The following is a 14,124-nucleotide window of genomic DNA, read 5'->3' on the forward strand; positions in this document are numbered from 1 at the left end:
GGCCGCGCCGTCACGGAACCCGCCCCGTCACCGAACTTTGCGCAGTACCGGACAAACGCCAGAGTGGAAATTGTCATCCGATGATAAGAATTGCGCTGAGCTTGCTCTACGGCCCCTCATCGCTTGCGCCTCGGCGTTGGCCGGACGTAACGTACCTGCCGGTAAGGATCACTAAAGTCATCGGCCGATTCGGTGGCGTCGATCGTGGTGCGTTCAGTGCGCTCAATGTCGTGGTGCGCGCACACAATGTGCTTATCGGGCTCACCGGGGGTCGGCTGCGGGGAGATATTCCTATGTGTGGTCCCAGGTCCTGGAATCGGCGGGCGGCGGGTTTCCGGCCGATGACCTTGACCACGGACGCCTGTCACTTGCGCGCTGCCAATAAACGGGCCGGCCGGAACCGTGATTTCTTGCCCGGTGGTTCACGGGACGGGAATCGAAGATGAGAATCAGCGTGCTTTGGAAGCCGCGCCGGAAAGCGCGGTCGGCGGTGGCCGGAGTGGTCGCCGTCGCCGTGGGAACGCTGGCCGGCGCCGGTTCGGCCGCGGGCGACCAGGGCGGCGACGCGACTCTCGCCTACACCTGCCGGCTCCCGTCGGGCGCCCATGGTGTCAGTGTTCAGATCAAGGCCCGCTTCCCCGAGGCGGGTGCGGTCCAGCGGCCCATCCGGCCGACCGGCGTGACCGTCACCGTGACCTTCCCGTCCGAGGCGCTCGCCGACCTCACCGAGGCCGGGGCGGCCACGGTCGCGGGCACCGCGCAGTTCAAGACCGCCGTCGCCCAGGGCGGCTCGACGACCCAGGTCGTCTGGCCGGGACTGACCGCCCCGCCCGTGCCGATGCCGGGCTCCGGTGTGCTGGTGCTCGCCGCCTCCGGCGACGGGCCCGAGGTGACCACGGCGGAGGCCGGCGACGTCACCTTCACCGCGGGCGCTCTCAACGTGGCCCTCATGCCGCGAAAGGCCGACGGCGCCGCCACCGAGCCGCCGATCATGCCGGTGGCATGCTCGCCGCTGCGCGGGCAGAGCCCGCTGCTCGCCACCGTCCGGGTGCCCGCGCCCGGCGGCCGTACGCCGCCCGCGCAGTCCGGCCGGCCGGAGCCCGGCCGTCGCGACGCCGTGCCGATCGGCCCGTCGGCACCACGCGTCGAAGCGGAGGACCCGGGCATCCCCGCCGACTGCGAGTACATCGATGATCCGGGGGACTCCGGCTGCGCCTACATCATCGGTTATTCGAACGTCAGCAAGCTCGACGGCTCGGCTCTGCTGGGGCCCGGGATCATGAACATCGGCGGGGAGATCGGAGAGCCCTGCGGCCCGAACCGCTTCTGCATCCCGAACTTCGGCAAACTGAACCACCAGGGCCGGCAGGAACTGCCCCCGGCGCCGACCACGTTCCTGACGTTCGGCTTCATGCCCACCAAGGCGACCATGCACCTGGGCCATCTCGGCGTGATCCGTATCGACACGGTCCTCGACTTCGAGAATCTGGAGAACAGCTCGGTCACGGTCAGCGGCAAGATGCTGATCCGCCTGGACGGCGTCAAGGTCAACGGTGTCCCGCTGGACGTCGGCCGGCGCTGCCGGCTCGCCTACCCCATGGACATGGTCCTGACGGCCAGCCCCTTCGAGTACACGATCCCGTTCGGAGGCGTGCTGAGAGGCACGGTCACGATCCCGCCGTTCACCGGCTGCGGTGTCGGGGAGGACCTGGACCCGCTGCTCACGGGGTCGATCTCCGGACCGGGGAACGTCGTGAAGATGACCCAGGGCAACCTCTGCTCGCTGGAGAACGGCTTCGGGTGCCCGCCCACGATCCCCACACCACAGCGCTGATCGAGATGACGACACGAAGTGCTCCGCGCCCGCAGCGGCCGCCGATCCGGGAGGTGTGATGGGAGTCGAAGTGGTCGTCGAAGGACTGACGAAGTCGTTCGGCAGGCAGACGATCTGGCAGGACGTCACGCTCACCCTGCCGCGCGGAGAGGTGAGCGTGATGCTCGGCCCCTCGGGCACCGGCAAGACGGTGTTCCTGAAGTCGCTCGTCGGCCTGCTCCGGCCCGAGCGCGGCCGGGTGCTGGTCAACGGGGTCGACATCCTGCGCAGCCCCGAGCGCAAGCTCTATGAGATCCGCAAGCTGTTCGGGCTCATGTTCCAGGACGGCGCGCTGTTCGGGTCGATGAGCCTGTTCGACAACATCGCCTTTCCGCTGCGCGAGCACACCAGGAAGAAAGAGCCGGAGATCCGTCGTCTCGTGCTGGAGAAGATGGAGATGGTCGGCCTGTCGGGCGCCGAGCGCAAGCTCCCGGGGGAGATCTCCGGCGGCATGCGCAAACGCGCCGGCCTGGCCCGTGCCCTCGTGCTCGACCCGCAGATCATCCTGTGCGACGAGCCGGACTCGGGGCTCGACCCGGTGCGCACCGCCTACCTGTCGCAACTGCTGATCGACCTGAACGCGCAGATCGACGCCACCATCCTGATCGTGACCCACAACATCGAGGTCGCCTCCACCGTGCCCGACAACATCGGCATGCTCTTCCGCCGCGATCTGGTGATGTTCGGCCCCCGCGAGGTCCTGCTGACCAGCGAGGAACCGGTCGTCGCGCAGTTCCTCCAGGGCCGCCGGACCGGGCCGATCGGCATGTCCGAGGAGAAGGACGCGGCCACGCTCGCGCTCGAGCAGGCCGTACCGGAGGCCGGCGGCCGCCGCGCCCGCGGCCTCGTGCCGCAGCTCGAGCCCACTCCCGGTCTGCCGAGCAGGCAGGCCGTGCAGCGCCGCAGGGACCGGGTGATGGGCATGGTGCACGAGCTGTCCCCGGCCGCCCAGCGGGCGATCCTCGCCAGTTTCGCCCCGGCCGGCCACGCCGGCGTCGAAGGCGGCGCTCCCACGGCGCCGGACGCCACCGCGCGGCGAGACGGCGGGCCCACGTGGGACGGCGGACCCACGTGGGACGGCGGACCCACGTGGGACGGCGGACCCGCGCGGGACGGTTCGACGACCCCGGTGCCGCCGCCACGGCCCTCCGCCGAGACCGATCACGGAGGCCGCCCGTGACCGCGCAGAACCCCGTGTTCCCCGGTGCGGGCGCGCTGCGCCAGACCGGCCGGCTGTTCGCACTCGCCGCGAGCGTCGTCCGGCTGATGTTCAAGCGGCCCTTCCAGAAGCGCGAGTTCGTCGAGCAGTTCTGGTTCATCGCCAGCGTGACTATTCTGCCGACCGCCCTGGTGTCCATCCCGTTCGGCGCGGTGATCGCTCTGCAGGTCGGCTCGCTCACCCAGCAGCTCGGCGCGCAGTCGTTCACCGGGGGCGCGAGCGTCCTGGCGGTCATCCAGCAGGCCAGCCCGCTCATCGTCGCACTGCTGATCTCCGGAGCGGGCGGCTCGGCGATCTGCGCGGACATCGGCTCACGCACCATCCGCGAGGAGATGGACGCGATGGAGGTGATGGGCGTCTCTCCCGTCCAGCGCCTGATCGTGCCACGGGTGCTCGCCGCCATGCTGGTCGCGATCCTGCTCAACGGCCTCGTCTCGGTCGTCGGCGTGCTCGGCGGCTACTTCTTCAACGTGATCATGCAGGGCGGCACCCCGGGCGCCTACCTGGCCAGCTTTTCCGCTCTCGCGCAGCTCCCCGACCTCTACGTCAGCGAGCTCAAGGCACTGATCTTCGGCTTCATCGCCGGGGTCGTCGCCTCCTACCGGGGGCTCAACCCCGGCAGCGGACCCAAGGGGGTCGGCGACGCGGTGAACCAGTCCGTGGTGATCACCTTCCTGCTGCTGTTCTTCGTGAACCTCGTCCTCACGGCGATCTACCTGCAGATCGTCCCGGCGAAGGGATCGTGAGCGATGGGTCTGATCGCGGGCGAACGCACCGCAGCGAACCTCGACCGGTGGCTGTCCTGGCTCGACCGGCTCGGCGACCAGCTGCTGTTCTACCTGCGCGCCGTGCTGTGGACCCCGAGGGCGATCCGGCGCTACCTCAAGGAGATCCAGCGCCTGCTGGCCGAGGTCGGCTGGGGCAGCGGGGGGCTCGGAGTGATCGGCGGCACCGTCGGCGTCATGATCGCCATGACCCTGTTCACCGGCACGGTCGTCGGGCTGCAGGGGTACGCCGCGCTGAACCAGATCGGCGCCTCCGCGCTGACCGGCTTCGTCTCGGCGTACTTCAACACCCGCGAGATCGCCCCTCTCGTCGCCGGCCTGGCGCTCTCGGCCACCGTGGGCGCCGGCTTCACCGCGCAGCTGGGCGCCATGCGGATCTCCGAGGAGATCGACGCGCTGGAGGGCATGGGCGTCCCGAGCCTGCCCTATCTCGTCACGACCCGGATCGTGGCCGGTGCGGTCGCCATCGTCCCGCTGTACGCCATGGGCCTGCTGAGCTCGTACGTGGCCTCGCGGGGGGTCACGGTGCTCTTCAACGGGCAGTCGGTGGGCACCTACGACCACTACTTCGACCTGTTCCTGTCACCGGTCGACGTGCTGTGGTCGTTCGCGAAGGTGCTGATCTTCAGCGTGATGGTGATCCTCGCGCACTGCTACTACGGCTACCGGGCGGTGGGCGGGCCGGCCGGTGTCGGCGTCGCCGTGGGCCGCGCGGTGCGCACCGCGATCGTGCTGATCAGCGTCACGGACTTCTTTCTCAGCCTCGCCATCTGGGGCGCGACGACGACGGTGAAGGTGACCGGATGAACGCGGCCGGCGGCACGGGAGGCGACGGGCGGGGCGTGGTGATCAGGCCATGAATCCGGATCGAGGCTGGTACAAGTTCCGGCGCAGGCTGAGCGGGGTGGCGTTCCTGCTCGTGCTGGCGCTGCTGATGTGGCTGTCCGTCGCCGCCTACGACAAGCGGTTCACGCCGGTGGCCATGGTGACCCTGCGTACCGGCAGTGCCGGCAACGAGATGCATCCGCACGCCGAGGTGAAGATGCGCGGCGTGGTCGTCGGAGAGGTGCGGCGGATCTCGGCCGATGGCACGGGCGCGCGGCTCAGCCTGGCGATCCAGCCGGGCATGGTGCGCAGGATCCCGGCCAACGTGTCCGCGCAGATGCTGCCGACGACGCTCTTCGGCCAGCGGTTCGTCGCGCTGATCCCGCCGGCGCGGCCGGTGCCGCAGCGGCTGCGCGACGGCGGTGTCATCGACCAGGACCGCTCCCAGAACGCGATCGAGCTGGAGCAGGTGCTGCGCAACGTCCTGCCGCTGCTCACCGCCGTACAGCCGCAGAAGCTGTCCGCCACGCTCACCGCCATAGCGCAGGCCCTGCAGGGCCGGGGCACCCGGCTCGGCCAGACGCTCGTCGAGATCGACGCCTACCTGCGGCGGATGAACCCGCACCTGCCGGCTCTGAACCGTGACGTCAAGGAGCTGGTGCGGGTCACCCACGCCTACGCCGAGGCCGCGCCGGACATCCTGCAGGCGATGAACGACTTCACCGTCACCAGCAGGACCGTCGTGCAGCAGCGGGCCGAGCTGAGCGCGCTGTACGGCACGGTGGGCGGCACGGCCCAGGATCTCGCCACGTTCTTGCGGGAGAACCGAGGCAACCTCATCCGGCTGTCCGCCGACAGCCGGCCGACGCTCCGGCTGCTCGCGAAGTACGCGCCCTCGTTCCCCTGCACTCTGCAGACGCTGACCGACTTCGTGCCCGCGATGGACAAGGCGCTCGGCAAGGGCACCCGCGAACCGGGCCTGCACGTCACCGTCGAGGTGGTGCCCTCGCGGGGCAGGTACGTCCCCGGCAGGGACCGGCCGGTCTACCGGGCCGACAGCGGCCCGCGCTGCTACTCCGTCCCGTACCGCGGCGGCTCCGCGTCCGGGCGCGCGGCCCCGCGGGGCGCCGTGCCGGTGACGGGGGCCGTGCCCGTGACCGGGAGCGGCGGTGGGGCCGCGGCGCCCGCCGCCGCGGGCGGGCTCGGCCTGCCGAACTCACCGCAGGAGAACCGGCTCGTCAACGAACTGGTCGCCCCGGCGCTGGCGGCCGCGCCGCAGGACCTGCCGGACTGGAGCAGCGTGCTGGTCGGCCCGATCTACCGCGGCGCGGGGGTGAGGTTGCGATGAAGCGCGAGAGCCTCGCCGGCCCGCTCACCAAGTCGATCATCTTCGTGGTCGTGACCGTGCTGGCCACCGCCGTGCTCGCCATCAGCATCGCCAACACCGGGGTGGGCCGGACGGTCGGCTACCAGGCCCGGTTCTCCGACGTGACCGGGCTGAACCGCGGCGACGGCGTGCGTGTCGCGGGCGTACGGGTCGGCCAGGTAGATGAGATCGGCGTCGTGGACCGGCGGGTCGCCATGGTGCGGTTCTCGGTGCAGGCCGATCGCCGGCTGCCGGCGTCCGTGACCGCGACGATCAAGTACCTCAACCTGGTCGGGCAGCGCTACATCGAGCTCGGCCAGGGCGTCGGACCGGTGGACCGGGCCCTGCGGCCCGGTGACACGATCCCGCTCGAGCGCACCACGCCCGCGCTGGACCTCACCCAGTTGTTCAACGGATTCCAGCCGCTGTTCCAGGCGCTCTCGCCCAAGGACGTCAACCAGCTGGCCGGCGGGATCATCCAGGTCTTCCAGGGCGAGGGCACCACGGTCGACAGCCTGATCACCAGCTTGGGGTCGCTGACCGGCACGCTGGCGACCAAGGACCAGGTGATCGGCCAGGTCATCGACAATCTGAACTCGGTGCTCGACACCGTCAACGCCCGCGACGACCGGCTCGGGCACCTGATCACCACGCTGCAGCGGCTGGTCTCCGGGCTCGCCGCCGACCGCAGGCCCATCGGCGAGGCGATCAGCGCGATGTCCGACCTGACGGGCAGCACCGCCGGCCTGCTGCAGGCCGGGCGGGCGCCGCTGAAGCAGGACATCACCGAGCTGGGCCGGCTCTCGCGCAACCTGGCGAACGACTCCCCGACGGTCGAGGTGTTCCTGCGGAGGCTGCCCGTCAAGATGCAGGCCATCACGCGCCTGGCCTCGTACGGGTCATGGCTCAACTTCTATCTGTGCGAGGCCACGGTCACCGGGGTCGGCACCTCCGACGGAAGCCCGCCGCCCACAGGCATTCCGATCACTGAGCGGAGGTGCGAGCGATGAGGCCGATCCGGGAACGCGAGCCCGTCAGGGTCGGGCTCGCCGGCATCGCGCTCCTCATCGTGATCGCGCTGCTCGCGTACTTCTCCGACGACCTGCCCGTCATCGGCGGCGGCACGACCTACACCGCCGACTTCACCGAGGCGGCCGGGCTCGACCCCGGCAACGAGGTACGGGTCGCCGGGGTGAAGGTCGGCAAGGTCACCGAGGTGGCGCTGGACGGCGCCCACGTCAAGGTGTCCTTCCGGGTGAAGGACACCTGGATCGGCGACGCGAGCACCGCGATGATCGCGATCAAGACGCTGCTCGGGGAGAAGTACCTCGCCGTCGATCCGCTCGGCTCCGCGCGCCAGAACCCCGCGCGCCGGATCCCGATCGGCCGTACGACGTCGCCGTACGACGTCACCGCCGCGTTCAACGGGCTGGCCCGCACCGTCGGGGAACTCGACACCGATCAGCTCGCGCGGAGCCTCCAGACGATCTCGAACACGTTCCGCGACACGCCGCCGGACGTACGCAAGGCCCTCACCGGCCTGTCAGCGCTGTCGAAGACCATCTCCTCGCGCGACGCACAACTCGCCCGGTTGCTGGCGAACACCGAAATGGTCACCGCGAGCCTGTCCGGGCAGAGCGGCCGGTTCGAGGCGCTGCTGAGAGACGGCAACCTGCTGCTGGCGGAGCTGCGGCGGCGCCGGAACGCGATCGGCTCGCTCCTCACCGGGACGCAGGCGCTCGCCACCGAGCTCTCGGGCCTGGTGGCCGACAACAACGCGCGGCTCGGGCCCACGCTGCGCGCGCTGGGCCAGGTCACCACAGTGCTGCGGCGCAACCAGAAGAACCTCGACCGGGCCCTGGCGCTGGCCGGGCCGTACTACCGGCTGGTCGGCAACACGCTCGGCAACGGCCGGTGGTTCGACACCTACCTGTGCGGTCTCGTCCCGAGGTCCTACCTGCCGCCCGGCAGTGGTCCGGACCGCGGGTGCGTGCCGCCGAAGCCCGGAGGCGGCTGATGCCCATGGCCAGGCCCGGCAGGAGGCTCGTCGCGATCGCCGTCGCGGTGGTCCTCGTCCTTGCGACCACGGCGCTGTGGCGGACGCTCCGCGACACGGGCAGCAAGCGGATCACCGCGTACTTCGAGGTGGCGGTGGGCGTGTACGCCGGTTCGGACCTGCGGGTCCTCGGCGTCAAGGTCGGCAGGATCGACGCCGTACGGCCGCAGGGCAGGCAGGTCGAGGTCACCATGACCCTGGACCGCGGGGTCGCCGTGCCCGCCGGCGCGGGCGCCGTGGTGGTGGCGCCCAGCGTCGTCGCCGACCGCTACATCCAGCTCGCTCCGGCCTATACCGGCGGCCCGCGGATCGCCGACGGCGCGGTGATCCCGGCCGGCCGCACCGCCACCCCGGTCGAGCTCGACCAGCTCTACGCCAGCATCAGCAGGCTGACCACCGCGCTCGGCCCGAACGGCGTCAACTCCGGCGGCGCACTGTCGGACGTGCTCGAGACCGGCGCCGCCAACCTGGACGGCAACGGCAGGGCGATGGGCGACATGATCCGCCAGTTCGGCTCGGCCACCCGGACGCTGTCGGGTTCGAGCGACGATCTGTTCGCCACGGTGCGCAACCTGCAGAAGTTCACCACCATGCTGAAGAACAACGACGGGCAGGTGCGGCAGGCCGAGCGGCAGCTCGCCCAGGTCACCGGATTCCTCGCCGACGACCGGCACGACCTCGGCGCGGCGCTGAGGGAACTGTCCCTGGCGCTCGGCGAACTGCAGCGGTTCGTCCAGGGCAACCGCAGCCTGATCAAGGCGAACGTGGACAGGCTCGCGTCGGTCACTCAGGTGCTGGTCGACCAGCGGGCGTCGCTAGCCGAGGCGCTCGACGTCGCGCCGCTTGCCGCAGGCAACGTGCTGAACGCCTACAACCCCGCGAACCAGACGCTGGACGGGCGCGGCGACCTCAACGAGCTGAGCATGGGGCCGCGAGCCTCCTCCTCCGCAGCGCCGCCGCGTGGCCCGGCGGGCTCGCCCTCGCTCGGCGGCCAGGCCTCGGACGGTTCGATCTGCGCGGCGGCCGATGCGGCGGCGACCCGTAAGGCCAGGACCGGTGCGTCCAGGACCGGTTCGGCGAAGTCGGGCACGTCCGGCACCGAGCCGTCCTCGCCGCTGAGTGAGCTGTGCCGCAGGCAGGTGCGGCTCGGGAACCTGGTGCCGATCCCGCCGTCCGAGCTCGGATCCCTGCCACCACTGCCGTTGCCGCCGGTGGGCCCCGTGCACGGGTCCCCCCGCGGCCCGCGGGCGGGGGAGCGGTGATGGTGATGACACGCGGACCGCTGGCGAGGATCACCGGGCTGACCGCCGCGCTGGGCACCGTGTTGGTGACCGCCGCCGGCTGCGGTTCCGGCGGGTTCACCGGCATCCAGGACCTGCCGTTGCCGGGCGGCGCCGACGTGGGCGACCACCCCTACCGGGTGACCGCGCAGTTCGCGAACGTGCTGAACCTCGTGCCCCAGGCGGCGGTCAAGGTCAACGACGTGGCGGTCGGCCGGGTCACCCGGATCTCCCTGCCCCGGCAGGGGTGGACCGCCGACGTCATGATGCTGGTCAACGGCGACGTGCGACTGCCCGCGAACGCGGTCGCGCAGCTGGAGCAGTCCAGCCTGCTCGGTGAAAAGTACGTCCAGCTCGCGGCGCCGGCCTCGGGCACGTCCGCCGGCCGGCTGGCCGAGGGCGCGGTGATCCCGATGTCGCGCACGAACCGCAACCCCGAGGTCGAGGAGGTCCTCGGGGCGCTGTCGCTGTTGCTGAACGGCGGCGGCATCGGCCAGCTGCGCACCATCACCGTCGAGCTCAACAACGCGCTGAGCGGCAACGAGCCGCAGGTCCGTTCGATGCTGTCGCGGGTCGACACGTTGGTGTCGAACCTGGACACCCACAAGAAGGACATCACCGATGCACTCGACGGCCTGAACCGGCTCTCGGCCACGCTGAACGCCCACGAACGGCAGATCGACACGGCGCTGGACGACCTCAGCCCCGGATTGACCGTGCTCGAACAGCAGCGAGGCGCCCTCGTCACGATGCTCCGGTCGCTGAACACGCTGTCCGACGTGGCGGTCGACACGATCGACAAGAGCAAGGAGGACATGGTCGCCGACCTCAAGGCGCTGGCGCCGATCCTGCGGCGGCTGGCCGACGCCGGGCAGACACTGCCGCAGTCGCTCCAGGTCCTGCTCACCTACCCGTTCACCGACGCGGTGCTGGACGCCGTCAAGGGCGACTACCTCAACGTCTATCTGTCCGTCACGGCGACTCCCGGCACGGTCGTCATCCCGCCGCTCATCTCCGGCGGCCCGGCGCCCGCCGGGGCGCGACAGCGGCGGGCCGCGCTGCCGCTGCCGCCGATCGGGGGCGGCACGACCCCGTCGGCCGGGACGCCGTCGTCGGCTCCGCCGTCCTCGGGTTCGTCCCCGCCCACGTCCCCGTCCCCGTCCTCGCCGGGCGGCACGTCGTCGCCGGACAGGTCGCCTCGGCCGGGAGGCGGGGACTGATGCTGACCCTGGGCACGAAGCTGAAGAACCTCGCCTTCCTGGTCCTCGGGGTCGTCGTGATCGCCTATATCGGGAGCAACTACGCCGACCTCGGGCGCTTCTTCGGAATGCGCGGCTACTACGTCGTCAAGCTCGATCTCGGCGAGACCGGCGGCCTGTATCCGGGGGCCGACGTCACCTACCGAGGGGTGTCCGTCGGCCGGGTCGGCGCGCTCGACCTCACCGCGGACGGGGTTCAGGCGCGCCTGCACATCGACGACTCGGCCCCGCGGATCCCGACCTCCGTCCAGGCGGTCGTCGCCAACCTGTCCGCCGTGGGCGAGCAGTACGTCGACCTTCGCCCGGCCACGGGCAGCGGTCCGTTCCTGGCGGACGGCGCGCTCGTCCCGCGCCACGTCACCCAGACCCCGCCCCCGGTGACGCAACTGCTGACCAGCGTCGACGCCCTCGCCGCGTCCGTGCCCCTCGACTCGCTCCGTACGGTGGTGGACGAACTCGGACAGGCCTTCCAGGGGCAGGGGCCCAATCTCCAAGTGCTGCTCGACACCAGCGGCGACCTCACCCGGGCCGCGTCGGACGCCGCGCCCGAGACCACCCGGCTGATCGTCGACGGCCAGACGGTGCTGCGGACGCAGACGGAGATGTCCGAGGCCCTCGTCTCCTTCGGCCGTGACGCGAGGCTGCTGGCCCGCCGGCTCAGGGAGTCGGACCCAGATCTGCGCAGGCTCATCGAGACGGCCCCGCAGGCCGCGCAGCAGGTCACCGGCCTGCTCAGGGACACCGACCCCAGCCTCAGCGTGATGCTGGCGAATCTGCTGACCACCTCGGACGTGGCGCTCACCCGGCAGAACGGGCTGGAGGAACTGCTGGTCCGGCTGCCCGCGGTGGCCGCGGCGGGCTCGACGGCGATCAACTCCAAGGGCGCCAGGTTCGGGATGGCGTTGACCTTCTTCAAACCGCTGCCCTGCACCGCCGGATACCGCGGCACCACCTACCGCAACGGCCTCGACCTGTCGCCCGCCAGGCCGCCGAACACCTCCGCCCGCTGCACGCTGCCGCCCAGCAGCGGTGTGAACGTACGGGGCTCCGCGAATGCGCCCCGAGGCGGCGGGGTGCCCGATCCGGCCCGGCCGGGGTCGCTGGGCCTGACGACGATGGCCGGGTCGTCACTGCCCGGCGCACTGGGCCTGCCGGCGCTGCCCCCGGGCCCGGGCGACATGGGCGGGCTGCTCGGGTTGCCGCGCGGAACCGATACGGGAGCGGAGCGAGAATGACCGAACCGCAGACGACGCCCCGTGCCCGCCGCCGTACAAGACGCCTGGCCTGGGCACTGGTGCTGGTCGCCGCCGGGTTCGCCGCCTGGTCCGGCTGGTCCTACCAGCGGATCGACCAGGACGCCCTGGGCTACGCGCAGGCGCGCGACGAGGCGTTGGAGGACGGGCGCCGGCGGATCACGGAACTGAACAGCATGGACGGCGGCCGGATCGACGAGGGGCTGCGGCGGTGGCTCGACGCCTCCACCGGCCTGTTGCACGATGAGCTGCGCCGCACCGCCGGCGAGAGCAGGCGGCGGCTCCAGAGCTCCGGCACCAGCGCCGAGGGCACCGTCACCGACGCCGCCGTCACGGCACTGGACACCCGGGCCGGGACCGCTCAGATCATCGCCTCGGTACAGGTCAAGGTGACTCCTCGCAGCGGTGCGCCCAGCACCGAGCGCAGGCGCTACGAAGCCGGGATGGTCCGCACCTCGGCGGGCTGGAAACTCCGATCGCTCACAGCGGTCCCGGTCAGGGGGGCCTGACCATGAGTACCGAGAGGAGGTCGCCGGGCAGCGATGACGCGCGGACCGGGGACCGCTCGGCGGGCACCGCCACCGCGACGGACCGGTCAGCGGATGCGGACGCCACGGCCGGCGTGGCCGGGCCCGCACCGGAGACCACGCCCTCCACAGGCGGTACGGAGCCCGCGCCCGCGCGCCCGGACGAGCGCCGAGCCGCCGGCCGGTCGCGCCGGGTGCGCGCACCGCTCGTGTCGGCCCTCGCGCTCACGCTTCTCGGCGCGGCCGGGACGGTCCGTGCGGAACAGTTGCGCGACAGCCCCGCGGCCGCCAACCGGGCACTGGTCGACACCGACGCGACGGCGCGCGTCGCCGGTGACGTCGGCGACGCGCTGACCAAGATCTTCACGTACTCGCACGAGAACACGGCGGCGACCGAACGAGCCGCGCGAGATCTGCTCGCGGGCAGCGCCTCGAGCCAGTACGCCGCACTGTTCTCGCAGGTGAAGCGGCAGGCGCCGGACCAGCGTCTGACCGTGACGACCAGTGTGGCCCGGGTCGGGGTCACGCGGCTGTCCGGCGACACGGCACGGCTCCTGGTGTTCCTGGACCAGCGGATCATCCGGGGCGGCCAGGACGGCCGAGGCAGCAGGGGCGGCGGCGGCGTCGCGGCGGCCCAGCTGTCGGTGACCGCCCGGCTCCAGGACGGCCATTGGCGCATCGTCGACATCCGAGCCAGTTGATCCATGTCTTCGTACGGTATGAGGTGAGACAGATGGCAGCCGCGCGGACGAGGCCCGGCGACGAGGTCGCCAAGGACCAGGTCGCCGAGGACCAGGTCGCCGAGGAGGTGACCAATGACCCGGTCGCCCAGCACGAGACCGCCGAGCACGGGACCGCCGAGCACGAGACCGCCGAGGACGCGCCCGTCCCGGCGGCCGACGAGGACGGCGCGGGCGACGCCGCCCGCGCCGCCCGCGGCGGCCGGGGCCGGCGGTGGCGTCCCGCCGGCGGCTCTGATCCGCTGTTCGCGGTCGCGCTGGTCACGGCCGTCATCGCGGCGAGCTGCGCGGGCTGGTTCGGCCTGTCGTGGTATCGCGCGGCGTACGACGACTCGCTGCGCTACTCCCAGAGCCGCGACGAGGTGCTGCGCGCCGGCGAGCAGGCCGTACAGAATCTCAACACGCTGGACTACCGCGATGTCGACCGCGGCCTGAACACCTGGCAGGAGTCCTCCGCCGGTGAGCTCCATCAGCAGATCACGCAGGGCCGGGAGCAGTTCGAGCAACAGGTACGGCAGGCCAAGACGATCAGCACCGCCAGGGTCCTGGAGGGCGCGGTCACCGAGCTCGACGACCGCGCGGGAAAAGCGGGCATCATCATCGCCGTGCAGATCACGGTGACTCCGCCGACCGGCGCTCCCACCACCAAGCAGAGCCGCCTGCTGGGGCAGCTCACCCGGACCTCCACGGGCTGGAAACTGACCGCGCTGGGGCAGGCGCCGATCGGCGGTGCCGCCTCGGATCCCGGCCCTGCGGAGGGACCGGCCGACGAACCGGCCGACGGTCCCGGCAACGAACCGAAGACCGGGCCGACCCCGCGATCCTGAACCGAAGGGAGGCCTCCCATGCCTTCGCCCCACCAGCTGTCCCGCCGACGTCGGCGTATTGCGGCCGCCGAGCCGGCCGGCCGGCCGGCAACGGTGCGTCCGGACGGTGCCGAG

The 14,124-nt window shown here is 71.5% G+C and carries 13 protein-coding genes; all 13 read left to right on the forward strand.

The window, feature by feature from the left end:
• Window positions 1-442 precede the first annotated feature (442 nt).
• Window positions 443-1,834: a DUF6801 domain-containing protein gene (locus HKK72_RS27510; protein WP_187237342.1), complete on the forward strand. Its 1,392-nt coding sequence runs from the start codon at window positions 443-445 to the stop codon at window positions 1,832-1,834.
• A 58-nt stretch (window positions 1,835-1,892) separates the two neighbouring features.
• Entirely contained in the window at window positions 1,893-3,053 is a 1,161-nt protein-coding gene (locus HKK72_RS27515; RefSeq protein WP_187237343.1) for an ABC transporter ATP-binding protein, read from the forward strand.
• Window positions 3,054-3,139: 86 nt separating this feature from the next.
• Window positions 3,140-3,838: an MlaE family ABC transporter permease gene (locus tag HKK72_RS27520; RefSeq protein ID WP_187237351.1), complete on the forward strand. Its 699-nt coding sequence runs from the start codon at window positions 3,140-3,142 to the stop codon at window positions 3,836-3,838.
• Window positions 3,839-3,841: 3 nt separating this feature from the next.
• A complete protein-coding gene (locus tag HKK72_RS27525; RefSeq protein WP_187237344.1) occupies window positions 3,842-4,684 on the forward strand; it encodes an MlaE family ABC transporter permease in 843 nt (280 codons plus the stop codon).
• Between the two features lie 49 nt (window positions 4,685-4,733).
• Entirely contained in the window at window positions 4,734-6,050 is a 1,317-nt protein-coding gene (locus HKK72_RS27530) for an MCE family protein (protein WP_187237345.1), read from the forward strand.
• Complete coding sequence (locus HKK72_RS27535) at window positions 6,047-7,078, forward strand: MCE family protein (RefSeq protein WP_187237346.1); 1,032 nt, start codon at window positions 6,047-6,049, stop codon at window positions 7,076-7,078. The genes HKK72_RS27530 and HKK72_RS27535 overlap by 4 nt, the downstream gene beginning before the upstream one ends.
• Entirely contained in the window at window positions 7,075-8,085 is a 1,011-nt protein-coding gene (locus tag HKK72_RS27540; protein WP_187237347.1) for an MCE family protein, read from the forward strand. The genes HKK72_RS27535 and HKK72_RS27540 overlap by 4 nt, the downstream gene beginning before the upstream one ends.
• Window positions 8,085-9,386: an MCE family protein gene (locus tag HKK72_RS27545; RefSeq protein ID WP_261987250.1), complete on the forward strand. Its 1,302-nt coding sequence runs from the start codon at window positions 8,085-8,087 to the stop codon at window positions 9,384-9,386. The genes HKK72_RS27540 and HKK72_RS27545 overlap by 1 nt, the downstream gene beginning before the upstream one ends.
• Complete coding sequence (locus HKK72_RS27550; protein WP_187237348.1) at window positions 9,386-10,624, forward strand: MCE family protein; 1,239 nt, start codon at window positions 9,386-9,388, stop codon at window positions 10,622-10,624. Before HKK72_RS27545 ends, HKK72_RS27550 begins: the two co-directional genes overlap by 1 nt.
• Entirely contained in the window at window positions 10,624-11,898 is a 1,275-nt protein-coding gene (locus HKK72_RS27555; RefSeq protein WP_187237349.1) for an MCE family protein, read from the forward strand. The genes HKK72_RS27550 and HKK72_RS27555 overlap by 1 nt, the downstream gene beginning before the upstream one ends.
• On the forward strand, window positions 11,895-12,425 hold the full coding sequence (locus HKK72_RS27560; protein ID WP_187237350.1) for a hypothetical protein: 531 nt from the start codon (window positions 11,895-11,897) through the stop codon (window positions 12,423-12,425). The genes HKK72_RS27555 and HKK72_RS27560 overlap by 4 nt, the downstream gene beginning before the upstream one ends.
• A gap of 2 nt (window positions 12,426-12,427) precedes the next feature.
• Window positions 12,428-13,144 (forward strand): hypothetical protein, encoded by a 717-nt coding sequence (locus HKK72_RS27565; protein WP_222721195.1) that lies wholly within the window; start codon window positions 12,428-12,430, stop codon window positions 13,142-13,144.
• Between the two features lie 32 nt (window positions 13,145-13,176).
• Window positions 13,177-14,010 (forward strand): hypothetical protein, encoded by an 834-nt coding sequence (locus tag HKK72_RS40100; RefSeq protein ID WP_222721196.1) that lies wholly within the window; start codon window positions 13,177-13,179, stop codon window positions 14,008-14,010.
• Window positions 14,011-14,124 lie beyond the last annotated feature (114 nt).

Origin of the sequence: Actinomadura sp. HBU206391 (genome assembly GCF_014323665.1) — a bacterium.
Taxonomy (GTDB): domain Bacteria; phylum Actinomycetota; class Actinomycetes; order Streptosporangiales; family Streptosporangiaceae; genus Actinomadura_C.